Source organism: Paenibacillus sp. CECT 9249, from assembly GCF_918697855.1.
GTDB lineage: Bacteria > Bacillota > Bacilli > Paenibacillales > Paenibacillaceae > MSJ-34.
In genome coordinates, this window is sequence record NZ_CAKKLI010000034.1 from 20,014 (window position 1) to 44,795 (window position 24,782).

The 24,782-nt window shown below is 49.1% G+C and carries 23 protein-coding genes; 11 read left to right on the forward strand and 12 right to left on the reverse strand.

Annotation, left to right across the window (positions count from 1 at the left end; all coding sequences use genetic code 11):
* Positions 1-49 precede the first annotated feature (49 nt).
* The 5 genes from LQ229_RS19610 to LQ229_RS19630 form a co-directional block, all read right to left on the reverse strand.
* Positions 50-409, reverse strand: a complete 360-nt coding sequence (locus tag LQ229_RS19610) for a MerR family transcriptional regulator (RefSeq protein ID WP_216540219.1) — start codon at positions 407-409, stop codon at positions 50-52.
* A 243-nt stretch (positions 410-652) separates the two neighbouring features.
* Positions 653-1,624 carry an SPFH domain-containing protein gene (locus LQ229_RS19615; protein WP_216540220.1) on the reverse strand — a complete coding sequence of 324 codons (972 nt, stop codon included), beginning with the start codon at positions 1,622-1,624 and terminating at the stop codon, positions 653-655.
* A 21-nt stretch (positions 1,625-1,645) separates the two neighbouring features.
* The gene (locus LQ229_RS19620; protein ID WP_216540221.1) at positions 1,646-2,431 is read right to left on the reverse strand and encodes a TPM domain-containing protein; all 786 of its coding nucleotides are present in this window, start codon (positions 2,429-2,431) and stop codon (positions 1,646-1,648) included.
* Complete coding sequence (locus LQ229_RS19625; protein WP_216540222.1) at positions 2,428-3,459, reverse strand: TFIIB-type zinc ribbon-containing protein; 1,032 nt, start codon at positions 3,457-3,459, stop codon at positions 2,428-2,430. The genes LQ229_RS19620 and LQ229_RS19625 overlap by 4 nt, the downstream gene beginning before the upstream one ends.
* Positions 3,460-3,463: 4 nt before the next feature.
* Complete coding sequence (locus tag LQ229_RS19630; protein ID WP_216540223.1) at positions 3,464-4,144, reverse strand: PspA/IM30 family protein; 681 nt, start codon at positions 4,142-4,144, stop codon at positions 3,464-3,466.
* Between the two features lie 588 nt (positions 4,145-4,732).
* On the opposite strand from LQ229_RS19630, the gene LQ229_RS19635 reads away from it, so the two are divergent.
* The 8 genes from LQ229_RS19635 (at position 4,733) to LQ229_RS19670 (ending at position 9,400) form a co-directional block, all read left to right on the forward strand.
* The gene (locus tag LQ229_RS19635; protein WP_230192636.1) at positions 4,733-5,641 is read left to right on the forward strand and encodes an EamA family transporter; all 909 of its coding nucleotides are present in this window, start codon (positions 4,733-4,735) and stop codon (positions 5,639-5,641) included.
* 65 nt (positions 5,642-5,706) lie between these two features.
* Entirely contained in the window at positions 5,707-5,958 is a 252-nt protein-coding gene (locus tag LQ229_RS19640) for an AbrB family transcriptional regulator (protein WP_230192646.1), read from the forward strand.
* Between the two features lies 1 nt (position 5,959).
* Positions 5,960-6,361 carry a type II toxin-antitoxin system death-on-curing family toxin gene (locus LQ229_RS19645; protein WP_216540224.1) on the forward strand — a complete coding sequence of 134 codons (402 nt, stop codon included), beginning with the start codon at positions 5,960-5,962 and terminating at the stop codon, positions 6,359-6,361.
* Between the two features lie 484 nt (positions 6,362-6,845).
* Complete coding sequence (locus LQ229_RS19650) at positions 6,846-7,154, forward strand: PadR family transcriptional regulator (RefSeq protein ID WP_290370059.1); 309 nt, start codon at positions 6,846-6,848, stop codon at positions 7,152-7,154.
* Positions 7,151-7,498, forward strand: coding sequence for a DUF1048 domain-containing protein (locus tag LQ229_RS19655; RefSeq protein ID WP_216540225.1), 348 nt, complete (start codon positions 7,151-7,153; stop codon positions 7,496-7,498). Before LQ229_RS19650 ends, LQ229_RS19655 begins: the two co-directional genes overlap by 4 nt.
* 9 nt (positions 7,499-7,507) lie before the next feature.
* Positions 7,508-7,858: a DUF1048 domain-containing protein gene (locus tag LQ229_RS19660; protein ID WP_216540226.1), complete on the forward strand. Its 351-nt coding sequence runs from the start codon at positions 7,508-7,510 to the stop codon at positions 7,856-7,858.
* A 15-nt stretch (positions 7,859-7,873) separates the two neighbouring features.
* A complete protein-coding gene (locus LQ229_RS19665; RefSeq protein ID WP_230192637.1) occupies positions 7,874-8,632 on the forward strand; it encodes an ATP-binding cassette domain-containing protein in 759 nt (252 codons plus the stop codon).
* Entirely contained in the window at positions 8,633-9,400 is a 768-nt protein-coding gene (locus tag LQ229_RS19670) for an ABC transporter permease (protein ID WP_230192638.1), read from the forward strand.
* Positions 9,401-9,707: 307 nt separating this feature from the next.
* Here the strand turns inward: LQ229_RS19670 and LQ229_RS19675 are convergent, their stop codons facing one another.
* From LQ229_RS19675 to LQ229_RS19685, 3 genes are all read right to left on the reverse strand, one after another.
* A complete protein-coding gene (locus LQ229_RS19675; protein ID WP_216540229.1) occupies positions 9,708-10,484 on the reverse strand; it encodes a prolipoprotein diacylglyceryl transferase in 777 nt (258 codons plus the stop codon).
* The gene (locus LQ229_RS19680; protein WP_216540230.1) at positions 10,477-11,100 is read right to left on the reverse strand and encodes a TetR/AcrR family transcriptional regulator; all 624 of its coding nucleotides are present in this window, start codon (positions 11,098-11,100) and stop codon (positions 10,477-10,479) included. The genes LQ229_RS19675 and LQ229_RS19680 overlap by 8 nt, the downstream gene beginning before the upstream one ends.
* 170 nt (positions 11,101-11,270) lie before the next feature.
* Positions 11,271-17,693: an S-layer homology domain-containing protein gene (locus tag LQ229_RS19685; RefSeq protein WP_230192639.1), complete on the reverse strand. Its 6,423-nt coding sequence runs from the start codon at positions 17,691-17,693 to the stop codon at positions 11,271-11,273.
* Positions 17,694-17,942: 249 nt separating this feature from the next.
* On the opposite strand from LQ229_RS19685, the gene LQ229_RS19690 reads away from it, so the two are divergent.
* Entirely contained in the window at positions 17,943-18,734 is a 792-nt protein-coding gene (locus tag LQ229_RS19690) for a nucleotidyltransferase domain-containing protein (RefSeq protein ID WP_216540232.1), read from the forward strand.
* Positions 18,735-18,756: 22 nt separating this feature from the next.
* Here LQ229_RS19690 and LQ229_RS19695 read toward each other — a convergent pair whose 3' ends face one another.
* Positions 18,757-20,631 (reverse strand): cation:proton antiporter, encoded by a 1,875-nt coding sequence (locus LQ229_RS19695; RefSeq protein ID WP_230192640.1) that lies wholly within the window; start codon positions 20,629-20,631, stop codon positions 18,757-18,759.
* 165 nt (positions 20,632-20,796) lie between these two features.
* Here LQ229_RS19695 and LQ229_RS19700 point away from each other — a divergent pair, with 165 nt between their 5' ends.
* Positions 20,797-21,426: a YfbR-like 5'-deoxynucleotidase gene (locus LQ229_RS19700; RefSeq protein ID WP_216540234.1), complete on the forward strand. Its 630-nt coding sequence runs from the start codon at positions 20,797-20,799 to the stop codon at positions 21,424-21,426.
* A gap of 82 nt (positions 21,427-21,508) precedes the next feature.
* Here the strand turns inward: LQ229_RS19700 and LQ229_RS19705 are convergent, their stop codons facing one another.
* The 3 genes from LQ229_RS19705 to LQ229_RS19715 form a co-directional block, all read right to left on the reverse strand.
* Entirely contained in the window at positions 21,509-22,003 is a 495-nt protein-coding gene (locus LQ229_RS19705; RefSeq protein ID WP_230192641.1) for a VanZ family protein, read from the reverse strand.
* On the reverse strand, positions 22,000-22,893 hold the full coding sequence (locus tag LQ229_RS19710; RefSeq protein WP_230192642.1) for a M15 family metallopeptidase: 894 nt from the start codon (positions 22,891-22,893) through the stop codon (positions 22,000-22,002). Before LQ229_RS19710 ends, LQ229_RS19705 begins: the two co-directional genes overlap by 4 nt.
* A gap of 67 nt (positions 22,894-22,960) precedes the next feature.
* A complete protein-coding gene (locus LQ229_RS19715) occupies positions 22,961-24,232 on the reverse strand; it encodes a mechanosensitive ion channel domain-containing protein (RefSeq protein WP_230192643.1) in 1,272 nt (423 codons plus the stop codon).
* A 273-nt stretch (positions 24,233-24,505) separates the two neighbouring features.
* On the opposite strand from LQ229_RS19715, the gene LQ229_RS19720 reads away from it, so the two are divergent.
* A complete protein-coding gene (locus LQ229_RS19720; protein ID WP_230192644.1) occupies positions 24,506-24,775 on the forward strand; it encodes a 2TM domain-containing protein in 270 nt (89 codons plus the stop codon).
* Positions 24,776-24,782 lie beyond the last annotated feature (7 nt).

A 24,782-nucleotide genomic window follows, 5' to 3' on the forward strand; every position in this document is an offset into this window, starting at 1 on the left:
AGTCAACGCCGACAATAACCATTAGTTCTATTGCGTCGAACATGGAGTATCACCTTTGTTTCATTTGATTGATTTGCTTTTTCAGCCGGTGTTGTACGACGCCCAAATTACTTATTTGTCTGTTGATTTCAGCCAGTTTTCCTTCATATGCATCCAGGGCTTCATCACAAAGTTCGTCTATTTCATTTTTAAAATGGGTATCTACACAATTTATCATTTCTTCTATTTGATTAGTCGTAAAACCTAAACCTAAGTATAGTTGGATCGTTTTAATTCGATCTACAGCAGATTCATCAAAATCCCGATAGCCATTCTCTAGACGGGAGGCGGTAATTAAGTTTTTCTTCTCATAATGCCTGATAGATCGGATACTGGCACCGGTTGATTCAGACAACTGACTTATCTTCAATGAAAGTACCTCCTTTTCTATAGGTTCATACTTCACTCTTAAGTATTAACATTCGTGTTAAGGTAATAAAAACTGGCAAGTTTTAATGGTAGGTACACCCATTAGCAAGCGCTCCAAGCCGGAAGATGGCCGTTACCCTCCGAACCTTCCGCGCGCAATGAGGGGTAGTACCGGAAAACCGGTCCTACCCCTTTCCATATAAGCGCAGTTTGTATTGTATCGAACAACTGTCCGGGTGCAAGTCTAGTTCAGCTTCTGGCCGCAATTCGGGCAGAAGTTGGCGCCTTCGTTTCTCGTGCCGCAGTTCGGGCAGAAGTTCGGCTTTTGCCCTCCCCCGGAAGCGGAAGGCGCAGCAGGCGCGGGTTGCCCGTTCTGGTTCATATTTTTCAACATTTCATTGGCGAGGTTCATCCCCATCATCATGCCGGCCATGTCCGAAGCGGCCCCGCCGCCTTGCACTTTACCGGATGCGATCCCGTCCGTCATGCTCACTTGTTGATACTTCTGCATATTGCCGATCATTTCATGCGACGCCGTCTTCGTAATCATGTCTTGAATTTCTTGCGGATAATTGAAGCTCATCACTTGGAAGCCTGTAATCGTCATCCCGTCCTCTATTACTTGCATATCCAAATCTTCGCGAATGCCCTTGGCAATATCGAAAGCGTTCGCCTGCAGATTGAACATGTCCTTCCCTTCTCTGCCGATCCACTTCATGAGCAGTTGATCCAACACGGAAGTAATGCGGATTTTCACATCATCAACGAGATAGCTGTCTTTCATGCCGGCAATCTTATCGATCAGCGTCACGTAATCATTCACTTTGAAGTTGAACGTGCCGTTGGCGCGGATCGGCATGCCGCCCGGAAGCTGGGCAGTCGGAATGAGAACCGGATTTTGCGTTCCCCAGCGGACGGTGAATTCCTTCGTGTTCACGAATAAGACTTCCACCCGCATCCCGCTGTTGAAGCCGAACTTAAATCCTTTCAGCGTAGACAGGAAAGGGATGATGTCGGAATCGATGTTATACTCCCCTTCATTCTCGAAAATCCCTTCAATCTTGCCGTTGTTCACGAAAATCGCGTCTTGGCCGGAGCGGATAATTAATTTGCTTCCTTTCTTAATCTCCCGGTTGCTCCACTTCCAAAAAATCATATCGTCCCGAAATTCTTCCCATTCCACCACGTTCGAAAATTGGTTTCTGAAAAATCCCATCTCGTTTCCCCATCCTTTGCGTTAAAATGATCCTCTGCTGCCGCTATGCGAATGGCCGCCTCTGGAGATCCCTCCGCCGCCGCCCGAGCCGCCGCTGTTGTTTCTTTCGATCTTCCGCTTCGTTGTCGTCGTTCGAATGTACCTGTCATGACCGTCCAAAATCCCCGAAGTGCTCGTATCTTCGTAGGTCCGCCGGTTGACCGTAACGCGGCCGCCGGAACGGTAAGCCATCGTCCCGACAACGACGCCTCCGATCCCAACCGAAGCCGCCAACTGAAACCAGAGCTGAAACAAAATATTGTCCGGATTCACCCCGGGTTCGAAGCCCATATAGTTATGGGCGGTTTTGATATATTTCTCGAAAGCCGCGTAATAATCGCCGTCCGATAAGTACGGTGTAATTTTATGGCGTATTTTGTCCAGCCTGCCGTCGTCCAAATACGTCTCCGCTTTATAAAATCCGGCCAAATAAACCTCCCGGTTGTTCATGTCCAACATCAAAATGACCGCATTGCCATGAGGCTTGTCGTACCCGGGCGCATGATCGTCGTAGAAATCCTCCGTCATTAGCTGGACATCGATATTTTCGACATTTTTGGAAGTGACAACGATCATATCCGTTTCCCGCTCCGCCCCGTATTCGTTGGCCATGGCGTTCAGCTTATCTCGCTCTTCTTGGCTGAGCAGATTGGCTTCGTCATAGATGAATTGCTTTCCCCCCGCTGCCGCCGCAATCTGTACGGGAAAGGCGAGATATACGGCAAAGAAGCACAGCATCGCCAGAACCGCCGCTTTATGTCCTCTCACCAGAATCCTCCCCCCATCATCCAAGAGACGAGCTTGAGCGACAGGAAAGAGACGCCGAAAATGCCTGCAAACCAAGCGGACACTTTCGCCATGCTAATCGGGGGCTTGCCGACCACCTTGCCCGTCTGCCCGTTCATGGCAAACGTATACTCCGACTTATTGTAATCGTAGTGCACCATCCATACCGGTAGCAGAACATAATCCGCCTGTTTCAACTTGGTATCGATTTGCTTATTGGTGTAATGAACCGTGTTATACCCTGCCGTCGCAGACGAAATGTAAGCATCGATATATCCTCTGATTTTCTCTTTCGCCCGCGGGAAAAGCTGCTCCTCGTCATAGCTGTACTTCTCCGCAATATAACCGGCGAGATACGGCGTTTTGAAACTTTTCAACTGCTCATACGGAAAAGGCTCCAACTTATCCATCAGTTCGTCCTTCATTTTCGCCGAAGCGTCGATCGGCACCTTCACATAATTGAGACGGATTTTCCGGTAGACGTCGAAATATTGCGTTTCCGTATAATGGTAGTCGCCTCTTGTATACGTTCTTACTTTCGTGCCCTGGCCATGCACCTCGATTTTATTATGCAGTTCATATAACCAGAAAGGCACATACATCCCGGTAATTCCTTTAATGCGATCCGCCGTCATAAATCCGCTTGGCGTTAGGAGGCCGTTGCGGCACCATTTCCGAAAAGCCCTCATCGCTTCTTCCTTCGTAATCGAAAAAGGAATGACCATAACCGGGGCTAGTTCTCCGCTCAACCGGTCGCTGAGCACGACGGCCGAACCGCAAAAGCTGCAAGTCGTCGCGCTCGTCTCCGACTCGGTCATAATAACGGCTCCGCAACTGTTGCAATGATACTCTTTCACCTCGTCTTCGGTGAAGACATGCTTTGTCAATGGATCGGGGATTTGCTCGATATTGTCTTTTCTTCCGCAGCTTAGGCAAGATAACGTTCCTGTGTCACCGTCAAAAACCATGCCGCCGCCGCAGTTCGGACATTTGTATTCGATAACCGGCATTTGCTTATTCCTTCTTTTTCATTTTTTCTTTGATCGCAGCCAGCTCGTCTTCGGGACTCGCAACCGCACTCGCATCGCCGCCCGCTGCGTTCTTCTGCAATTGGGCAATCAGCTCGTCGAGGTCGTCTTCCTTCGCCTCCGCCCTAAGCTCGGCCAGCGCCAGCGCTTCGTTCAAAGCGCGGTCCGCCTTCTCTTCCATGGCATGGAATGCGGAATGAACGCCGCCTGGCGAGGAATGCTGTATTTTCGCAGCGGCCAACTTCCCTTTCAACTCGGCGCGCCGCGATTCCAATTGGTCCATATCCGACACAAGCTTATCCTGCATTTGTTTCATGCTTGCGGCGTTCGCAGAAGCCCGGTCATACGCGGCTTGCAATTCGGCATGCTTCTCCGCCTGCTTCGCCTTCCTCTCCAGAAACTTCAAGGCGTCCTCGTCATTGCCGGCTTCCGCCGCCTTCTCGGCATAACGCTGCAGCTTCTTCATCTCGGCGCCGGATTCGTCCAACGCTCTCTTCGCCCTTCTCTCTTCCGAGAGCACCGAAGCCGTCTCCGCCTTCACCTTGCCCAAGTCGCCGTTCAAGCTCCGCATATATTCGGCAATCGTCTTCTCCGGATCTTCCGCCCGATCCAACAAAGCGTTCATATTCGCTTTCATCACATCCCGAAACCTCGATAAGATTCCCATAATAAGCACCGCCTCCGAAAAAGTTTGCATTTATCCTATTATACAGTAATGACGGAGCGAAGGTTTCATTTATCGAAAAGGTCAAGAAAGATTCCGTTCTGCCGATCCCGGTATCTTCAGATTCTTCCTTCTGTCGATATCCCTTTCATTCAGTAGGCAGAGGTACAAATCATATGTCCTATTCGAGCGACAGAAACCGGCTTTTTGAATCTGAACGAAAGGGATTCCCACAAAAGGGAATTTGATAAAATAAAACCGATTGTCTCAACGTAAAGCTTTAGCCGCAATCTTGCTGTCTCCTTTTCTTCGATCAGCAATTGAGTGTACAAAGATTCTACGCTCCAGTCGGAATCGCAACGTTCTTCCAACTTGTCTAAAAGGCCCTTGTATGCAACGGGCCACTCATCCTTGCTATATAATTGTTTTTATCCTTTATTTTAATTTACGACAGTGCCAATAGCATTGCATCGAAATGCAGCACGGTGCCAGAGTACCATTTTAGAGTCCGCTCCCTTGACATTTATAGCGAAGATTTTATAATAAGAGGGCTTCAACTATATGTGAAATCTGTAACAAGGAGATTCGATGATGTGGTTTTTGTTTGCTCTATTAACGGCATTTGCCTGGGGAGGCGCCGATCTATTTTATAAAAAGGGAAGCAATCCTCAAGATCGGTTCAGCCATATTAAAATCGTTATTACGGTCGGCTTCGTGATGGGGATTCACGCCACGGCTTATCTACTGATCAAAGGAATCGTCTTCGATCCGACAGATTTGGTTCGCTATCTCCCTGTTTCCGCGCTTTATATTCTGTCGATGACGATTGGGTATATCGGTTTGCGATATATGGAGCTATCTATTGCATCTCCCGTTCAAAATTGTTCGGGTGCCGTAACAGCCATCCTGTTGTTCCTATTTTTCAAACACGATCTGGGCATCGTTGAAATATTGGGTGTGACTGTCGTGACTTTCGGCGTTATTGGAATTGCCATTTTGGAAAAGAGAGCTGAACGCGAGACTCTTTCGGACCATTCAACCCATATCGATCAAAAATATCAAATCGGCTTTATGGCCATTACCTTCCCGATTTTATACTGCTTCATCGACGGGCTCGGAACGTTTGCCGATGCGATCTATTTGGATGAGTTAAGCCTGATCGGCGAGGACGCCGCCCTGATCGCTTACGAATTCACCTTTTTTATTTGCGCCTTGGCGGCATTTGTCTATCTCAGGGTGATCCGTAAACAGCCGTTTCGCATTTTTCAAGAACGGGCCAAAGGATATGCCGCTCTATTGGAAACAACGGGGCAATTCTTCTACGTGTTCGCCATGTCTAGCAACGCCATCATAACAGCGCCACTGATCGCTTCCTACAGCATGTTTTCGGTCATCCTGTCCCGAATCTTTCTCCAGGAGCGGCTGAATAAAAAACAATATGCTCTTATTGTCGTCGTCATCGTCGGTATCGCTTTGCTAGGCTTAGCCGATGCGTTGTAAGGGCGGAACCCGACCTCTTACGAAAAACGCCCATACAAATTTATTAATTGATAATATGTAAGGTGATGGAGATGGAACGTAAGGTTACAAAGTTCGGCAATAGCCTCGGCATTACGATGACCGAAGCATTGAAACAGATCGGTCTAGAGCTTGGCGATACTGTGCATATTGATGTAAAAGAATCAGAGGGAGAAATCGTTATTCGCAAAGCGAATAAAGTCGAATTGCCAGCTGGTATTGGCCCCGACTTCTTAAAGTCTCTCTCGCAAGTTATGGAACAATATGACGATACTCTAAAAGGTTTGAAGGACCGTTAAAATGGATGTCCGCTATTTGTCTGTTCAAGAGATCATTGCGATTAATGTAGCTGTTATCCAAAAATATAGTCCTGAAGAACACATTGGTGTCAAGGATAGCGGCTTATTGGAATCGGCTATTCTGCCTCCCCGCTCGTCAGCCTTTGGCGAGGATGCCTGTCCCTCCTTATTCGAAAAAGTCGCCGCTCTATTTGAATCGTTAGGACAGAATTATCCGTTCCAAAATGCTAACAAGAGAACTGCTTTTGCCGCTCTTGTGATTTTCCTGCAGTTGAACGGATACGGATTTGCGATGAACCAAAAAGTTGCCGAAGACCTGACCGTAGATATGGTTAATCATAAATATTCTTTTCAAGAACTTTCTTCGTTCATCCGAAAGCATTGTATCGATAAAATGATATAGCAAGAATGCATATGGAAGGGGATACCTCCCCAAATTCGACGATCCGCGCAGACGTACGCTCCTTGTTTGGCGCTAAACTGGCAATCCTTATTGGGTTCAAAATGAAGACGCTCCCATTGTAACGAAAGTACGGATCGTTATTGTTTGGAAATCGGCGGTTTTACCGCCTTTTTCCCTTCATTAGCGTGTTTCAGTTTCGTTACACGAGCAACAAGGTGATTTACGGGCTATTAGCGTGTATACGTTTCGTTAGCCCGCCCGGCGGGTCGTCAGCCACCAGCGGTACATATGACGAAACGTTACGGTTCCCATGAAATTTCCCGAGATGCTAACGGGCAGAATAGTTGAAAATGTAAAATCTGTATCAGAGCAAACGCCATTGACAAACCAACTACTACGTGTTACTTTTTAGTGGTAGTAAGTAACACTTCATACCAGTCATACAGAATAGTAAAGGGTGATTGTCCTGGAAAACTTAACGGAAATGCTCAAAGGCGTGCTTGAGGGCTGTGTCCTTGAAATTATTAGCCGCCAAGAAACCTACGGCTACGAAATCACACGGCGGCTGAACGCCCTCGGCTTCAAAGATGTTGTAGAGGGAACGGTATACACCATCCTGATCCGTCTTGAAAAAAACAAGTTGGTGGAGATCACCAAGAAACCCTCCGACATGGGACCGCCGCGAAAGTTTTTCGCGATCAACGACGCGGGGCGTGAGGAGCTGCGTAGGTTCTGGGAAAAATGGGAGTTCGTGTCATCAAAAATTAACGAGTTAAAGGAGAAAAAAGAATGAATTTTTGGGAAAAAATTACGGGAATCGACATGACTAAAGAAATGAAAATTTTTGAATCGCGAGCCAAAAAGCTGCCGGCTGATTATCAAGCGGCATGGGAAAAAATTAATGCGAATCTTTGGTCGTACTCAGATTTCACCGGGCGCAACCTCATGCCAATTTTTGACGGTGTGCTTGGCCTGCTCGAAGAGGCGGCGGCTGACGGTCAGCGTGTCCAAGAGGTTTTGGGTGACGATATCAAAGGCTTCTGTTCAGCGCTGGCCGGCGAAGAAGGGGCAAAATCTTATCGCGACAAGTGGCGCGAGCAACTCAACAATAATATCGCTAAAAAATTGGGTAAATAGGAGGATAAAATGAGCATACAAGATATCATCCAAGGCAAAAAAGAATGGCGAGCCCACATGGCGCGTGTCAAATCGCTCCCACGAGATTATCAGATTGTTTATAAAGAGATTCAAAAATATTTCTTTAAGGTCGGCCCTGTTGAACTAACCGGCGGTACGGGTTTGCTATCGGGGATTGTCGATCTTTTTGAAGAGGGAGCAGCCTTGGGGAAAGGCGTGCTTGATGTGACGGGAAGAGACGTAGCGGCTTTTTGCGACGAATTAATCAAAGATTCAAAAACTTACGCTGACATCTGTCAAGAATCGGTTAACCAAGAAGTTAACAAGGCAATGAAAAAGGTTACGGATAAAACAAAGTAAAAGGGGGATAGCGGGATGGAAAAAGCAATTCAAGTGAAAGGGCTGCAAAAGTCTTTCAAGGACAAAGAAGTCCTGAAGGGCGTCGATTTTGAAGTGAAGCGAGGTGAGATTTTTGCCCTGCTTGGCTCCAACGGCGCGGGCAAGACGACGATTGTTAGAATCCTTACCACGCTGCTCAAACCGGACAGCGGAACCGCCACCATAAACGGATTCGATGTTATGTCCAAACCCGACAATGTGCGGCAGGCGATCAGTCTGACCGGGCAATTTGCCGCGGTTGACGAGATTTTGACCGGGCGGGAGAATCTTATTTTGATCGCCAAGCTGCGGCATCTTAAAAATCCGCGTCAGGTTGCGGATCACATGCTTAAACGCTTCGGCCTGACTGACGCCGCGGACCGCAAGGCATCTACTTATTCAGGGGGGATGCGCCGCAGGCTCGACATCGCCTTGAGCCTCGTGGGAAAACCGGAGATTATTTTCCTCGACGAGCCGACTACCGGACTTGACCCCGAGTCGCGCATCGAGGTATGGAAGACCGTCAAGGAGCTTGCCGCTGGAGGTACAACGATATTTCTCACCACGCAGTACTTGGAGGAGGCTGAGCAGCTTGCCGACCGAATTGCCATTCTGCACGAGGGCAAGATTATCGCGAGCGGTACGCTCACGGAGCTGAAAAAGCTGTTCCCGAAAGCGAAGGTGGAGTATGTTGAAAAACAGCCGTCGTTAGAGGAGATATTCCTCGCAATCGTCGGCAAGAAGGAGGCCATGTAAATGGAGGCGGTAAAAAAACACTTTTTTAGCGATATGGGCGTCATGCTTGGGCGCTCTATGCGCCATATTACCCGCAGCATGGACACGATCTTCACGGTTTGCATCACTCCGATTGCGATGATGCTGCTGTTTGTTTATGTGTTCGGCGGCGCAATCGAAACCGGTACGGATAACTATGTTAACTACCTATTGCCCGGCATCCTGCTGATTGCGATTGCAAGCGGTATATCCTATACGGCTTACCGCCTGTTTATGGATAAGCAACGGGGCATCATTGAGCGGTTCCACTCCATGCCGATTGCGCGTTCCGCCGTGCTGTGGGGGCACGTGCTGACCTCGCTGGTATCCAACGTCATTTCTCTCGTCGTCATCATTCTCGTCGCGCTCATTATGGGCTTTCGCTCGTCGGCAGGGATCCTGCCATGGCTTGCCGTAACCGGTATCCTCGTGTTGTTTACGCTGGCTTTGACCTGGGTCGCGGCGATTGCCGGATTATCCGGAAAATCGGTCGAAGGTGCAAGCGCATTTTCCTATCCGCTTATCTTCCTGCCGTTTATCAGCTCGGCCTTTGTGCCGACCGAGTCGATGCCGCCGGTCGTTCGCGCCTTTGCCGAAAACCAGCCGGTAACCTCGATCGTGGAAGCCATTCGTGCGCTGCTGTCAGGTCAGCCGGTGGGCCATGAAATATGGGTCGCTCTTGCGTGGTGTGTCGGGATTTTGATCGTAGCGTATTTTTTTGCGATGAGGGCGTATAAAAAGCGGATGTGAAATAGTTCATCTAATTCAATGATCAGAATAAAACTTAGGCAGTTCAAAGGAAAACGCCAAGCCGGTAGACATCATCATGGGCTTGGCGTATATTTTCACAATATGCCCGTTCGCGGACACAGGAGACGCTAATTGTGACAAACGGCCGGATTTCGGACAGTTCGCGGACATACGATCCTTTATTCGCGCTAAAAGCGTAAAAATAAGCCCTCCGAAGAACGAATAACGGAAGCAGTGTCCGCCTAAACCGCAAATAAGCCATTTTGACGCGAAATAAAGGCCGTACGGTCCGGATCGCAATTTCTATTCACAAAGGCGAACTTTCCGAATGGATTCTCGCCTTATATTGCTGCACAATAAACATCCCGCACCCAATCATAAACAGGAAGATCGATATAAATTGCGAAGTCGACAACACACCGACGCTTCCCCGCTCTATGTCTCCCCTGAAAAATTCGAGGATAAATCTACCGACGCTATATAAAACCAGGTAGAGAGCAGCGACTTGACCGTCCACTTTCTTCCTTCTGGCATAGAAAATCAGGATTGCAAAATGAAGAAAATTCAAGCCGCTTGCAATTAATTGCGTAGGGATCAGAGGTACGCCGCCAGGCGCCAGGGAAGATGAAGGAAATACGACGCCAAACGCACTCGTTGTTTCTCTGCCGAAACAGCAACCTGCCATAAAACAACCAATGCGCCCGAAGCCTTGCGCGAATGCAACAGAGGGTATAATCAAGTCAAAATACTGAAAAAACTTTACCTTCTTCCTTTTGCAATAAATGTAACCGGCTACTATGCCGCCGATCATACCGCCATATACAACAAAACCCTCTGTGAAAGCCAATAAGATTGCAGGGTCTTCGATTATATTTTTGATCTGGGTGAGCCAATATAAAATCTTGGCGCCTAATGCTCCGCCTGCCAAAACCCAGATCGCCAACGAATCAATGTAACTGCTATCGATGTTGAGACGCTTGGCCCGATAGATAACAACCGCATAAGCGGCAAGCACACCGAGAGCAATCATCACCCCGTATGTATGAATAGTAAAAGGGCCTATGGAAAATAAATCGTTATGCATTTTCCTCATCCTCCGCAAAGGTAAACATACTTTCATCCGCGCCAAGTACAGGTGCAATTCGTTTGGATACATTGGCAAAGATGCGACGGGCGTTGTCATTGGTTCCGATGCGATTTCTTTCTTCGTTTATCAAGCCGAACATTCCATAGACGATAAATATGGCGGAACTGCGGCTATCGTCTGTTTTTATAAATCCCAGCTCTATTCCCTCGTCTAAATATTGCTTAACCGGATCGACGGCACCGCTCAGCATTTTGCTTGATAAAACTCTGAACACCTCTTCATCATGTTGAGTCCCCCGCACTTTATCGCGCCCGTTGATCAACCCCATCCAATGCACTATAACGCGCTTGTAACGCTCTTTATAGGGAATGGTCCTGTCTAGTAAAATATCGGAAATCCCTGAAACAAATAAATCGGTATATCTGTCCATCGCGGCTGCAAATACTTCTTCCTTTGACGCAAAATGATGATAGAACATTCCAAAAGAACCGTTTGCCTGTGTATAAATATCTTTGACCGATGTATTGATATATCCCTTCTCCATAAACAGCTTCATGGCAATGTCCAGCAATTCTTCTTTTCTTTCCTCCGGCTTTTTTACTACCCTTGCCATACCGCATCCCCCTAACAGAGTTTTGCTCTGTTACTATTTTGCATTACAGAGCGATACTCTGTCAAGCGGAGAATCACGTTAGTGCAACAAAAAAAACAAAGGACGCCGGTTAAGCGTCCTTCGTATTCTACAAATCCCCAATTTTCCAATATTCCTAATGTTGCTCAGAGTCAAGGATTGAGCAATTTCATCGAAACGAGCAATCTGGATACAATGACTGCCGCTTCCGCTCTCGTCGTGTGGTTGGCCGGCGCAAATTTGTCTTTGCTCTGTCCTTGCATGATGCCTGTTTGAAGCAGCAGTTCCACCTCTTTAAGCGCCCATGGATGAATTTGGGCACCGTCCGTAAATGCAGTCATCAGCGCTATACTGTCCTTGGCCGAGGAAGAAGCTTTCGCTCCGTTGCTTGGCATCGCCCCGTCATGCAGCAATCTCAATGCCCGGGCAGCCATCACGGCCATTTCCTCCCGGCTGATTGCAGCATTCGGACGAAATGTGTGATCGGCATAGCCTAGCACAAGTCCATAACGGACAGCCGTTGCAACGGCTTCGCCGTACCAGGCGTCTGGCTTCACATCCCGGAACGAAGCTGCCCCGCTTCCGCCTTGAAGATCAAGCGCTCTAACGAGCATCGCCGCAAATTCAGCCCGGCTGACGGATCTCCCCGGTGCAAAGCGATCTTCTCCAACACCGTTCAAGATTTGCCTTGCGCCCAATTTCTCAATTTCCGCTTTGGCCCAATGGCCTTCCAGATCCGCGAAAGTAACGGCGTGACGTGCGACAACGAAGATTCCATTCGCCGCGCTCTTCACGATGACTGTCGTCGTTCCATCGGGATTCGCCTCCAGCCGGGCCGGAACATAGCTCAGCTTGCCCGATTCCGGATCGTACAGCAGAACAGCCGTCGTTGCCGGGTCAAGCTTGCCGTCTACCTTCCATTGGCGCTCGACGTAAGTCGCTCCCTCATATCGGGCGATCTCTACCGTTTTGTCGCCTTCCGTCACTTGAACCGCGAATTTCTTGGCAGCACCGATTAATTCTAAACCTTGCTTCTTGGCCTGTTCGGCGAGTCCCGACTGCTCCTGCCGGGAAAGCGGTACAATCCGAATCGACACGACGGCTTGTTCCCGGTCGACGACGCCGGCCTGCTTCATGATTTGATCGGTCAGTTTCAACGGGAATCGATATACCGAACCGTCTTCTCCCGTTATCTCGATCACCGTCTCGGGATATTCGGCGGCCGCCGCCGTTAATACGGAGCCCGTCAAGTTCACGCTGCCCGCAGCATCGGTTCTCAGCTCAATCAAAGTCTTGCCCTGGCGCAATGCTTCCTGCAGAGCCGAGTCAGACATAGAATCGGCAGGCTTGGTGGCCGGTACCCCGCTAGAGCCTCCGCCGGAGCTGCCGGAGCCGCCTGTATTTCCACCTCCCGGTCCGCCGGAACCCGGCTCACCCGGGTCGCCCGGATCAACCGGAGGCTTCTTGCCCGAAGCGAAGCCTTCATTGATTTCTTTGAAGCTGAAAGCAGCCGACGGATTGGATACCATCTTCATCCGGTCTCCGCGAATGATGACGTTGTCGACCGTTGCGGAGCCTTTCAGGCCGGAGGTTACATCGACCCCATTGGTGCCCGTACCGTCGATGACGATATTTTTCAACAACACATCATGCATGGCAAAATCCCCATGTGCAATCAGTCCTGCATACGTGCTGTCTTTCGCCACATTATCCTGAACGATAATTTTCCCCTTCATATCGCTCTCCCCGGCGAACAGCCAGAGAGCTCCCAGACCGATGGCGTATCCGGTATCATAGCTGCCGGTCCGAACCAGAGTGTTCCGCTCCACCACCGTCGTTCCGGCAAAAGGCTCGGCATTGAAACGAGTAGACACGGCAATGCCGGCCCCGTTGGTTACGGTGTCTTTCACCACATTGTCCTGGATCTTGTTATCTTTGCCGCCGAATACGACAATGTTGTCGGCAAGCCAAGGCAGGGTCACCGTATTGAAGCGGGCCGTATTATTCACGCTCGGGGTTCTTTCCGACCCGTTCACATCCACCAGCTTCCCGTCCGTGAAGGACCACATCGCAATGCCGTCGTCTCCCGGATAACGGATATCGCTCTGCTCCATCATGCTGTTGCTCGTTCCGACGGCAAAGTTAATGCCATCGGCCATCAGATTGCGGATCCGCAATCCCATCATATACAGTCCGTTCGTCCGCGCCTTCTCCCCGATCGGCTGCGTCAGCCACAAGCCTGCCTTCGTATGCTCGATCCAGACATGCTGAATGATCGATCCCGGCCCGAACGCCCCATGGAAAGCATTCGTGAACGCTTCGTCATCCCGTTCGTTAATGCCTCCGTCAATAAGCAAATCATATACCTCGACCGTGCCGCCATGACCGTAGAACTTGGCTCCGTTCAACGTCGTGTGCCACATGCCCGCACCGCGGATGACCGCTGAATCCAAATGCAGCAATTCGTCTCCGAAGTCGAAGCTGCCTTCCGGGAACCAGACGCCGGCGCCTTGAGCCTTGGCAGCGGCCAATGCGTTTTTCAAAGCCGCCGTATCGTCTTGACCGTCATTAGGAATCGCTCCGAAGTCCGTGACCGACAGGAAGCCTTCCGGCTTCTCATAGGCCGGCGCTGCCTTCTCCATCTCGACCAAGTCGATGACATAATAATCGGCACGATCTCCGCCATCCTTCTGAAGCCGTATAGCAGCCCCTTGCGGCACATCGCCGATCAGGGCATGGATTTCGTCAAAGAAGCGGTGACCGCTGCCTTGACGAGGATCGTTCGACCAAGGATAGCTGCCGTACTCCCACGCATATTTGGACGTTAATGTAAGCGACTGCCTGAACTCTCCATTCACATACAGGGATAATGTATGTTCCTCGCCCTGCCCGTCCTTGCTGTCCGGAATGGAATAACGGAGCACGAGCGCATTGGCGGGTTGCGCCAAGTTGAATTCAACATAGTCCCCTGTTTGACCCAACCGGACCGCCTGACGTCCGGAAGCTTCCGAAGCGATACTGCGGTATTTCCGCGATGGGCCGAGCAAAGTTCCGTTTGTCTTCGCATCCTCCGCCTCATAGCTGATGTAAGGCACCGTGGCTCCCCGATACGCTTTATTGACGCTATGCTTGACGATCAAACTATCGATTTGCAATGCCGAAATATCCGCGCCGATGCCGCTTAACGAGACCGTATTCATGCCTGCGCGCAAGCTGAGCTTCACCTCTGCTGCGCTTACGCCGTCGGAACGTGTAAGAAGCACCGATTGTTCCCCGAGGCCATTCACCGTAACGCTCAATTGTTGCTCCGAACCGGAGTTGTTTTTATAACGAATTAGTCCTGCATACTCCCCTTGCTCTTGCGCATGAACGGCAAAACGGATCACCTTGTCTGTCTTAAAAGCATCTTCGGCAGCATATGCGATATCCGAAGCTACAGGCGTAAAGCTCCATAATGCCGGTTCTGCTAAAGATGCTGTCCCATACATGACACCCGTCGGGCTATATTGCAATAAACCGTTTGGATCCGTGGTATTGGACAGTGTGCGGTAGCCTAATTTTTCATCCAGTACCCATTGCGTCTCCAATGCTTTCATGGACGTCGAGACGGCAGCCTTCCCTTTCCCGTCCAGCGTCAAGTAACGGCCTGTCGCCGTGTTTTTAATCAGATGCCGTCCGTTATAATCCTGTATCATCCAGTTGGAGGCGCCTTTCGCGTCGTCGCTGTGAACCAGTTTCACCGTTCCGCCCTGTTCCGCAAGCACCACACCGCCTGCTCCCTGCGGGGATATCATCACGATATTCGTATCATTCTGAATCGGAGTAGCGGTATTGAGGTTGCGCTCTTCATCCATATCAGGCGTATTGAACTGCTGCGGAGCAGGCTCCAGTTCCCACTGCACCGATCCCCATGATTCAGGGTACAAGCCTCTTTCCGCATAGCCCGTATTGTTCTGCACATGAATAAATTCATCGTCATAGTCCCCGTACTGGCTACGAATCAGCACTTGATCGCCGCCCGCGACCCGAGTGACCGACCAGGACGAAGCGCCGTCAGCCGCAGGGTCCGTTTCCTTGCTTTCCAGAAATGAATAATCTTCCGTCAACGTGATATAATGTCCTGTTGCCCGGTTTTGGATCCGCTGCCGTCCGTCCGCGCCCCGCTGAATCGTCCAATGCGAATAACCGTTATCTTCAGCGAGATCTCCGTATAATACAACACCGGAACGGTTCTCGTACAAATAAGATTGATTCGTCACGCTCTTAATCCGCACAGGCCCTTCAGGAATCGGCTTCTCCGCGATTTGCGCCGGCTCGGCAACGAATTTGGATTCGGCCCGATCGGCCGCTCCTTCGGCTCTGCTTACTTTCAAAGCAGGCTGCCCCTGCTCATTCAAAGCGGCATATAGAACATGACCCGTCCAGGCGCTTTGTATGTTTACCTCATCCGATTCGCTCTGTTCTATATTCCATTTGACACTGCCCCAGACGTCGTATACCTCGGAACGGGCTTCTACCGTTAACTGAGGCTCATCCTCGCTCTCGACCTGCTCCTCCGCCAGATTCTGTATCGAGAGATAGCGGCCGCTGCCCATGTTTTTCATCATGACCGGACCGTTCGCGCCGTTCTTCTCATCCAGAAACCAAATGGAATATTCATCGTCCGCCGCCCCGTAAGTCACCTCAGTCACCGGGTCAGCCGTCCGCACATCTTGCAAATATTGATCGTTCGTGCCTTGCAGCTTGAAGCGATAGTGTTGGTTCTTCTTCTCCGCTACCGGCAGGAACTTCCACTGCGGACTGCCCCAGTTCGGATTAATGACGCCGTATTCGGCGTATTTAGTCAGGTTCTGTATGGAAATAAACTTGGCAAACGGTTCGCCGGGCGTCTTATCCGTAACATTGCTCAGCAAATACGTGCCGCCGCCGATATTTTTGCCGCTCCATATATACGCTTCGTCGACGTTCGTCAAATCTTGAAGCGGCGTGGCCTGGATATGCCCGTCCGGCATCTCGGCGATATTCATGTAATGGCCCGTTTCGCGGTTCTGGAGCAGCTTGCGCCCGTTGTGCTTCACTACAAGCCATTGGTCGCGCCGGTCATCTGTCCGCATATTGCCGTATTTGATTGTACCGTCCGCATTCTCATATAAATAAAAAGGCTGCCAGACGTTTTGGATCCGTATATACTGGTCCGATCCGTCCAAAACCGCCGCAGGATCGACCAATTCCCATTGCGATCCCAGGCTGTCCGCATCCGTCGTTACCGTTGCGCTTCCGCCCGGTCCGGTTGAAATATACAATCCGGGACGCCCGACATTGCGAATCGTATTGTAATCGTCATAACTGTCGGATGCTGTCAACGACCACTCATAGGTCGCACCGGTAACGCTGGCATTTCCGGTCGACAGGCGATCTCCGTCAATATTCAAATAATGGTTGCTGGCGGTATTGCGGATTCGCTTACTCAGATCGTAGTCTTCAACAATCCACAAATAGCGCGGGTCGGAGCTTGAGGCCGGATCGATCGCGCCATAATACACGCCTCCTTCATCTTCGAACAAGAAGTCGGCAGCGACCTTCGCATCCGTATAGGCCGCGATCCGGACGGCAGGCAGATCGGATGCCGGGACGATTCGCCAGAGGGCGTTGACGCCTTCGGGGCCTCCGGCCCAATTGTTGGAACGCACATCGTTATCGTCCGGAAATTGCGGATTGATCCAGTTTTCCGGCAGCGTGACATTCTCAAAGACAACATAGCCGGATTGGCTAACCGCATTCTCCTGCTTCCACCGGCTAAGTCCGGGCTGAGCCGGATCCTCATCCTTGGCGAAAATCCCCGCCCAGGTGGTCTCATTCTGGGTAATGACATGCCCTGTGGCGCGATTGCGAATCCGGACTTGATCCTGGCCGCCGCTCTCGATATACCAGTGAGACGTCAAATCGTCGGCCGGCCTGACGCCATGCTTGACCAGCCCGTCTTCCTCATAAATGACGCTTCCGGGACGCATGAAGCTTTCAATGCGGACAGGGCTGCCCTCAACCGCTATAAAAGCCCACTGCGGACTCTCAAACGTAATGTTGATATCCGAGCTCGCTTCCGCGAAGCCCAACTGATCCTCCTCATGAATGACCAGATTGCCTTCCGGCACGGTGGCGCTGCGAACGATCATATATCCGGCCCGGTTCGACCTGTCGATGATCCACTTCTCCGCATTCGAATCGGCCGTCCCGCTTGTCGTCAGCGCCTGATAGCGCTGCTGCGTCCCGGCCACGGTAATGTAATGGCCGGTCTTGACGTTTCGGATCCGGGACAGCCCGTTATCGGTGTCGACCGTCCACTGCGCCGACTCATCCGCCGGGTTCGTCATGCCGTACCTGACGGTGCCGTCCGACGCTTCGTACAAATAATTGCTCTTCCATTTGTTCTTGATCATCACTTTGCCGGAAGGAATATCCAAGGCCCCGCTGCCTAGCTCAGCCGCCTCTGCTTGCTGTACGGCAAACGCCGGAAAGACCGAAATCAGTAGCAGCAAGGACATCCAGGCGGCTGCGATCGGCTTGCATCCTTTCATACTGGCGACCCCCTTTTTTTATTTTTTGGACTTCCTTCTCATCATAGAATAAGAGCGCTTACATTTTGATGTGCGTTTATATGGGAAAAAGGTGCGTTTATACGCAACTTGCACACGAAACTTCGCATTCGCTCAAAGCGTCGAACGACGCCCTTTGCATGCTAAATCGCGCCCTTGACAAAGACTTATCTGAAGTGATATTTTGTCCTAATACCCATTTTGATGGATATCATCTAAGGAGTGGTTTTCATGCTATTGCCTATACATGAACAATTTATTACACAGGTAAAAGAGAAACTCAGTCAAGATCATCGATTTCTAGGTCTGCTTGCAGGCGGTTCCATGATGACAGGAACGATGGATGAGTATAGCGATTTGGATTTAGTGGCAGTGTACGACTCCGCTTATCGGCAGGAGATCATGAATCAGCGGTTAAACATTGCGGAAGGAATGGGAAAATTGCTATCCGCGTTCACGGGCGAGCACGTTGGCGAACCACGTTTGGTGATCTGTTTATACGGTCCGGAACCATTGCATGTCGATCTGAAATTCGTTACATTGGCAGAGCTTGCAATACGGATCGAAAACCCGCTCATTCTATGGGAAAGAGAAGCGGATATCCGCACGATTTTCGAGAAAACGTCGCCAACATACTCATCTCCGAGTCCGCAATGGATAGAGGACCGATTTTGGGTTTGGGTCCATTACGGTGCAACGAAGCTGGGAAGAGGCGAACTATTCGAGTTAATCGATCATATAACATTTATTCGCAACACGGTACTAGGCCCATTAATACTAATGCATTACGGCCACCTGCCCAGAGGAGTCAGAAAATTGGAGGAACTGTGCGCCGGTGAATTAGAAGCCCTTAGAGAAACTGTCCCGGTTCACAGCCTTGAAAGTTGCTACAATGCGTTAAAAAACTCCATTAAACTATATCAGCGCTTGCGGCAACATTTAGACTCATTAGATGTGAAGGAAGAAGCCGAACAAGTTTCTATCGCTTATCTTGAGAACGTGTATTCCTCATTGAACAGATAAAAAGCGGAAAGCTTCCCAATCCTTATTCCAACTCCTCCTTAAGCGATTGGATCGATTCGGCGCTGCCGCTGACCAGCAAGCGGTCCTGCGTCAGCAGTTGCGTCGCTCCGTGCGGAATGATAATCGAGTCTCCGCGATAGATCCGCAGAATTAACGCATCGCCGAGGAAAGGCAATTCCTTAAGTTGTACGTGGCTGTATTTCGGATTGTGAACCTTGATTTCCTGCAAGGAATCGTCCTGCGCAATCAGCATGACGGCGCTCGGATACTGGATCAGCCCTTTCAGCAGCATCCGGGAAGCGAACAACGTCGAGAAGACGTTGAAGTTCTCGGATTGCAGCGATTGAATGAGATCCGGGCTTTCCGCCCGAACGATAATGTTTTCAAGTCCCAGGGACTTGGCCTGTCGAGCCAGCTTGGCATTTTGGAGTTCGTCCATGGAGCCGAAAACGATCACATCGGTATGAAACGCGCCTGCCCGCAGCAGGGTATCTCCGTCTAAATCGGAAACCACGGTAAGCGGGAATCGTCCATAATCCTGCTTGGATTGTTCATCGCCGATCGAAGCGTCCGCACTATAAATGGTAATGTCAAAGCCATCTTGCAGGAGATCCTGAGAGACGGGCAGCGTCACATGATTCGCCCCGATCAAGGAAGCCCGCACCCGCGCGGCTTGCGCCCTAGGCACCTGCTTATTAAAGAGCACAGGGAACAGCAGGCAGTTGATGACGCAGACCAAAATAACCGCGCCTTGCAACTCGCCTGAAATAATCCCTAGGTCGTAAGCTACGGAAGCCGCAGCGATCACAAGGCTTAAGGTGCTGGCCATCAGCAGCCCCCCGGAGGAAGCGTATTTGAAGCGGAACCAGAAGCCAAGCAGCAGGGTAGGAACGTACCGCGCCACAAAAATGAGACCGATTAACAGCGGAATGAGCGCTACGATCTTCCAGTTGGTGATCAGGGCGGGGATATCCAAACCTACTCCGACCATGATGAAAAAGATCGGAATGAGGAAGCCGTAACCGAACGACTCCAATTGATGGACCAGCTCGCGGGACGGACGCAACAGGGATACGATCACCCCGGCCAGGAAGGCGCCGAGAATGCTCTCCACCCCAAGCGTCTCGCTTAATACGACGAGCATGAGGACGAGAGCGAGGATCGCGCGCGTACCTAACTGGGCGGTGCCTCCCCCGCTAATTTTGCTTATGAATTTGGAACGTATAAACCTCGCCGCAAAGCGGTAGATCACGAAGACGAGCGCGAAGAACAAGCCGAGCAGCCACAAGCTGTTCGTATTGCCGGACTGCAAGCTAATATAGACGCCAAGCAGAATCATGGTGATTAAATCGGAAAGGATCGTGATCATCAGCAAAGTTTGCCCATAAGCGTGATCCAGCAGTTTTTTCTCCTTTAATACGGGCACGACCACCCCGAGGGAAATCGAGGCAATCATGATGGTGAACAAGTATGGCTCGGTTATGTAGTGTAATTGCTGCAATAATACGGCACATCCGTAGGAGACGGCCGCGATCAGAAGGAAGACCATACTCGAAAGCATGAGCGGATTCGGCGGTTTTCTTGTGCTAAGCTCGTCCTTAAAATGATCCTTCGGCAGATGGGCCAGAATCGCTTGGGAAGTCTTCTTCGGTTTGAAGAGAGACACGTCCAATTCAAGCCCGCTCAAAAACATAAGAAAGATAAGCCCCAACGTGGAAAGCTGGCTAACCCACCCCTCCGGCTGAATGAGATTAAACCCGGAATTCCCTATGATAAGCCCGACGAAAATCTCGGCGACCACAACGGGAATGACGCGCAAATTAAAATATTGAAGTGCGATGGGAACCAAAAAAGCTAGTGCAACAACAAGCAAAAGGGAGGTTAAATCGTTATGCATGATTGCTCCTTCACCGAAATTTTAGTTTAATATTACCTTGTATAAGTTAAGGATGCAAAGGGAAATGTAAAAACCTTCAAGTTAATCATCCGTTAACAAACAACATGTATACTATACATAAAGCAATATGCAAAACAATACATTCATCGAGAAAGGAGTTCGAATATGGGCATTCATACGTATTTCCAATCGTTAACCGATTTAGAGCGAATTATAAGATGCCCCGGCAGATTCAAGTTTGAGGAACATAGTGTATCCGCTCATTCCTGGAAGGTGGTTCAATACGCCAAAACATTGGCGGATATCGAAGAAAGCAATGGAGTCGCTGTGGATTGGAAAAAGCTATACGAAATAACAAGCAGCCATGATTACGGTGAAATTTTTATCGGAGATATTAAGACGCCTGTGAAGCACTATTCATTGGAACTGCGAGCCATGCTGCAAAAAGTAGAAGAAGGAATGGTCGCCCATTTCATTGACGAGCATATTCCTGAGGAATTTAAGGACATATTCCGGAGACAACTGCGCGAAGGCAAAGACGATTCGGTAGAGGGGAAAATATTGGAGGTTGCCGACAAACTGGATCAGATCTACGAGGCCTTTGCAGAATTGCAACGAGGCAATACGGAAAAAGAATTTATCGTGATGTATCGAAACGCTCTGATCAAAATTAAAGGAATCAAGCTTCATTGCGTCGATTATTTTCTGCAACATATATTGCCCGATATGGTTCGCGAAGGATCGCAATCTCCGATCGATATTCAAAAGATTACGAACGAAGCGTTAGCAACATAGCTGACCCGCTTCTCCCTCCATCCTCTTCTTGTCTTGCTTTCCTCAAGTTAGTCCCCGGTATGTTCAACTCGCTCTAAAATTTTCATCGGATCTCTCTTAGTTGGGCAAACAAAGCATACACCATAAATCCCGCAAGCCCCCCGAATGAATTCAAAATCATATCGTCCACATCAAAGGTTCCCATGGAGAATACCGCTTGCGAAATTTCCAAGGACAGGCTGAGGCCGAATGACTGCGCCAGCACATGCATGGCGGTTGCTCCCCTTTCTCCCCTGCTTGATCCAAGCAGTCCTAACAGCAGCCCGAATGGCATGAAAATCGCAATATTTCCGAACAGATTCACGAATCCATGGCTTGTTCCGTATTCCAGCGCGCTCGCAATTTCATGAAAAGGCATCAAATTCCCTTGCTGTATCCTCAGCGCCACGCGTGCCGGTTCATGCCAGCTTATTCCAAGCTGCCGAATCAAATACGTAGGATCGATGGCATTGAACTTGAACAGAATAATTTTGATTAATAGGTATAAATAGACGGCAAAAACAGCGTGCTGCAGTTTGAAGCGTTGCGCCATGATCATCTGTCTTCCATCCCAACCGATACCGGATCGCCGCCCCAAGTCGTGACAATAACTCCATCCGTATTATTGCCGGAAACCGTATAGCTTCCTTCTATCGGCACCTTAATGCTTCGCTCTGCCTGGATGGGGTAATAGGATACCTTGTACTCCTTGCCCTCCACTTCCGCATAAACCGTCCCCTGCTCTCGCAAATATTCCAGGTATTCCTCCAGCACAAAGTCATGTTCCTGCATGATTGCGCTATGGGGAAGCCCGACGTACCGGAAATGCCAGGGCTCATACATGACGCCCGTTATATTGGTCTTATCCTCCGGGTAGCGCAGTATAAAACCATGCTTCCAGGCGTTGTTCTCCAGCCATTTGCCTTCAGGCGCGTCCTTCATCAAGCCGAGCGAGGAACCGATATCCATCGACAGCCCCAAATTATGCTCGCTGTAGCCTGGCGGATTGGCTTGCTTCGAACCCAATTGCTCGTACAGCTCGGCTTGTTTTTCCAAGTCCCGGTATCCGCTATTGATCAGAAAATGATTGACGCCCTCCGCGCGAGCCGATTCGATCATCGCGGTAAATCTCTTCAACATGTCAAGCGGCAGCTCAACGCTATTGTCAGAAATCCCGAAGCCATCCACCAAATGATTCTGTTCGAACAAATTGACTACATCCTGAATCTCCGCATGATTTGGTACCGGATACTGGGTGTTAATAAGCAATAAATCGCCTTTATGGATCTCGCTCCTGTTTATCGTCAGCGTGTTATGTGAAAGCTCCGGCAGCCGCAATTCCGACTCTTCCGGCGGCAGAACCTCATCCAATTCTTCGCTTTGTTGGAACGTATGGATGCCCCAGCCCAGCAACAACAAAATGATCATTGCATAGAACCACTTTTTCATAAGGTTATCCTCCTTTGCCTTACCTTAAGGTTAAAGAGGAGATCTTAAAAATTAGGCAGGATAAAGTTTAAAAATTTATAAAGCCGCTTCCCTCGCGCACATATTCAGTGCTTTCTTTCAAACGGCCAATATCGTGGCCTGTTGGATTTTGGAAGGTACGAAGCCCAAATGTCGGCACGACTGCAAAAATGTGATCAAAAATATCCGCCTGGACCGATTCATACACCTTCCAGTCGGTATCATTGCTGAAAGCGTAGATTTCCAAAGGCAGCCCGTTATCTCCCGGCGCTAACTGCCTGACAATCAGCGTCAAATCCTGATGAATTTTCGGGTGATTCCTGAGATATTGAAGTATATACACTCGGAAAACGCCAATGTTCGTAAGATGTCTTCCGTTCACTTTGCTATCCGTATTAATATTATGTTCCAGATTGTACGTATTAATTTCATCTAATTTTGTATTGATATATTCGGTAAGGTAATGAATCTTCTGAAATTCCTCAATCATTTCCTTCGTGCAAAAAGAGATGCTATTCGTATCGATATAGACGCTTCGCTTAATCCTTCTGCCGCCGGATGCTTTCATTCCCCTCCAATTTTTGAACGAATCTGAAATAAGGGCATAGCTGGGAATCATGGTGATCGTTTTATCGAAATTCATGACCTTTACCGTATTCAATGTAATGTCGATCACGTCGCCGTCGGCATTGTATTTAGGCATCTCAATCCAGTCGCCGACACGCACCATATCGTTAGCAGACAATTGAACGCCTGCCACCAGGCCTAGGATTGAATCCTTAAATATGAGCATGAGAACAGCCGACAATGCGCCTAATCCGCTGAGAATAATCAACGGGTTCTGACCGATGAGATTCGAGAGCGCCACAATGCCGCCAATGATAAATAGAACGATCTTGGCAACCTGAATATATCCCTTGACCGGCCTGATCTTAGAGACTTCAAACGAGCGATAAATCGCCTCAAAAGCATTGAGCAACGCATTCAACACCATGATGGTTACGATAGTCAGATAAGTTAGTGCGGCTTTTTCAATCAAAGTTTGAAATGCCGGAAAGATGGGCGCAGAATAATAAATAATGATCGCCGGCACGAGATGCGACAGCTTGTGGAACACTTTTTTCTCGGCAATGATATTGTCCCACGTATACCGATTGTTATGAACGAGATGAATAATCGTCTTCAGCACGATTTTTTTAGCTATAAAATTTGCCAATATGCAAACCGCAGCGATAAATACAATCATGATAATATTCGAAAGATAACCAATGGTTTGTTCGCTCATGCCATATCTGTCCAGTTGCTCTTTAATAAATTCCATTGTTTCCTCCTAACGCCGTGTTACTAGCCTTGTATTATAAATTAGTTTTGAGGACTAAGCAATGTTAAAGAATTCCCACAATCTTCTGCCGTCGCCTCACCAAAAACCCTTCGTTTAAAAATTTATTTTTTTACTTGACCTATACGTTAACGTTAATGTTATAAATAGCCATATGACATCATCGTTAAGGAGTAGCATATGTGGATTTGAAAAACTAAGCAACTGTATAGACTAAATTTTGGATTTCTTACATCAAGAGGAGATTGATAAATCATGAATTTAGCTAAAGAAATGGGCACTCGCGAGGATTTTTTTAAACATTTAACGTTGTTTATCATTGTTCACATCATTATTAATGTGTGGTTACGGATGGAATCTTCTCCACAATTTTTATCTGGGCTTAAACAATCAATTCAGGAAGGGAAAATATGGTTTTACCATGAGGGAACAGGGATATTTATTACTATCGTATGGCTAATTTTGCTTACGGTACAAGGTTTCTACGTATTATTAGTTAAAGATAAGATCCAGCAAAAGCAATAAACTATGC

Coding starts and splice junctions, on each gene's coding strand:
- LQ229_RS19700 (WP_216540234.1), top strand. CDS start 20,797: ATGGGCATTCATACGTATTTCCAATCGTTAACCGATTTAGAGCGAATT.
- LQ229_RS19640 (WP_230192646.1), top strand. CDS start 5,707: ATGGAGATGGAACGTAAGGTTACAAAGTTCGGCAATAGCCTCGGCATT.
- LQ229_RS19670 (WP_230192638.1), top strand. CDS start 8,633: ATGGAGGCGGTAAAAAAACACTTTTTTAGCGATATGGGCGTCATGCTT.
- LQ229_RS19655 (WP_216540225.1), top strand. CDS start 7,151: ATGAATTTTTGGGAAAAAATTACGGGAATCGACATGACTAAAGAAATG.
- LQ229_RS19645 (WP_216540224.1), top strand. CDS start 5,960: ATGGATGTCCGCTATTTGTCTGTTCAAGAGATCATTGCGATTAATGTA.
- LQ229_RS19615 (WP_216540220.1), bottom strand. CDS start 1,624: ATGGGATTTTTCAGAAACCAATTTTCGAACGTGGTGGAATGGGAAGAA.
- LQ229_RS19710 (WP_230192642.1), bottom strand. CDS start 22,893: ATGAAAAAGTGGTTCTATGCAATGATCATTTTGTTGTTGCTGGGCTGG.
- LQ229_RS19625 (WP_216540222.1), bottom strand. CDS start 3,459: ATGCCGGTTATCGAATACAAATGTCCGAACTGCGGCGGCGGCATGGTT.
- LQ229_RS19660 (WP_216540226.1), top strand. CDS start 7,508: ATGAGCATACAAGATATCATCCAAGGCAAAAAAGAATGGCGAGCCCAC.
- LQ229_RS19650 (WP_290370059.1), top strand. CDS start 6,846: ATGCTCAAAGGCGTGCTTGAGGGCTGTGTCCTTGAAATTATTAGCCGC.
- LQ229_RS19690 (WP_216540232.1), top strand. CDS start 17,943: ATGCTATTGCCTATACATGAACAATTTATTACACAGGTAAAAGAGAAA.
- LQ229_RS19685 (WP_230192639.1), bottom strand. CDS start 17,693: ATGAAAGGATGCAAGCCGATCGCAGCCGCCTGGATGTCCTTGCTGCTA.
- LQ229_RS19720 (WP_230192644.1), top strand. CDS start 24,506: ATGAATTTAGCTAAAGAAATGGGCACTCGCGAGGATTTTTTTAAACAT.
- LQ229_RS19665 (WP_230192637.1), top strand. CDS start 7,874: ATGGAAAAAGCAATTCAAGTGAAAGGGCTGCAAAAGTCTTTCAAGGAC.
- LQ229_RS19630 (WP_216540223.1), bottom strand. CDS start 4,144: ATGGGAATCTTATCGAGGTTTCGGGATGTGATGAAAGCGAATATGAAC.
- LQ229_RS19705 (WP_230192641.1), bottom strand. CDS start 22,003: ATGATCATGGCGCAACGCTTCAAACTGCAGCACGCTGTTTTTGCCGTC.
- LQ229_RS19680 (WP_216540230.1), bottom strand. CDS start 11,100: ATGGCAAGGGTAGTAAAAAAGCCGGAGGAAAGAAAAGAAGAATTGCTG.
- LQ229_RS19675 (WP_216540229.1), bottom strand. CDS start 10,484: ATGCATAACGATTTATTTTCCATAGGCCCTTTTACTATTCATACATAC.
- LQ229_RS19635 (WP_230192636.1), top strand. CDS start 4,733: ATGTGGTTTTTGTTTGCTCTATTAACGGCATTTGCCTGGGGAGGCGCC.
- LQ229_RS19715 (WP_230192643.1), bottom strand. CDS start 24,232: ATGGAATTTATTAAAGAGCAACTGGACAGATATGGCATGAGCGAACAA.
- LQ229_RS19695 (WP_230192640.1), bottom strand. CDS start 20,631: ATGCATAACGATTTAACCTCCCTTTTGCTTGTTGTTGCACTAGCTTTT.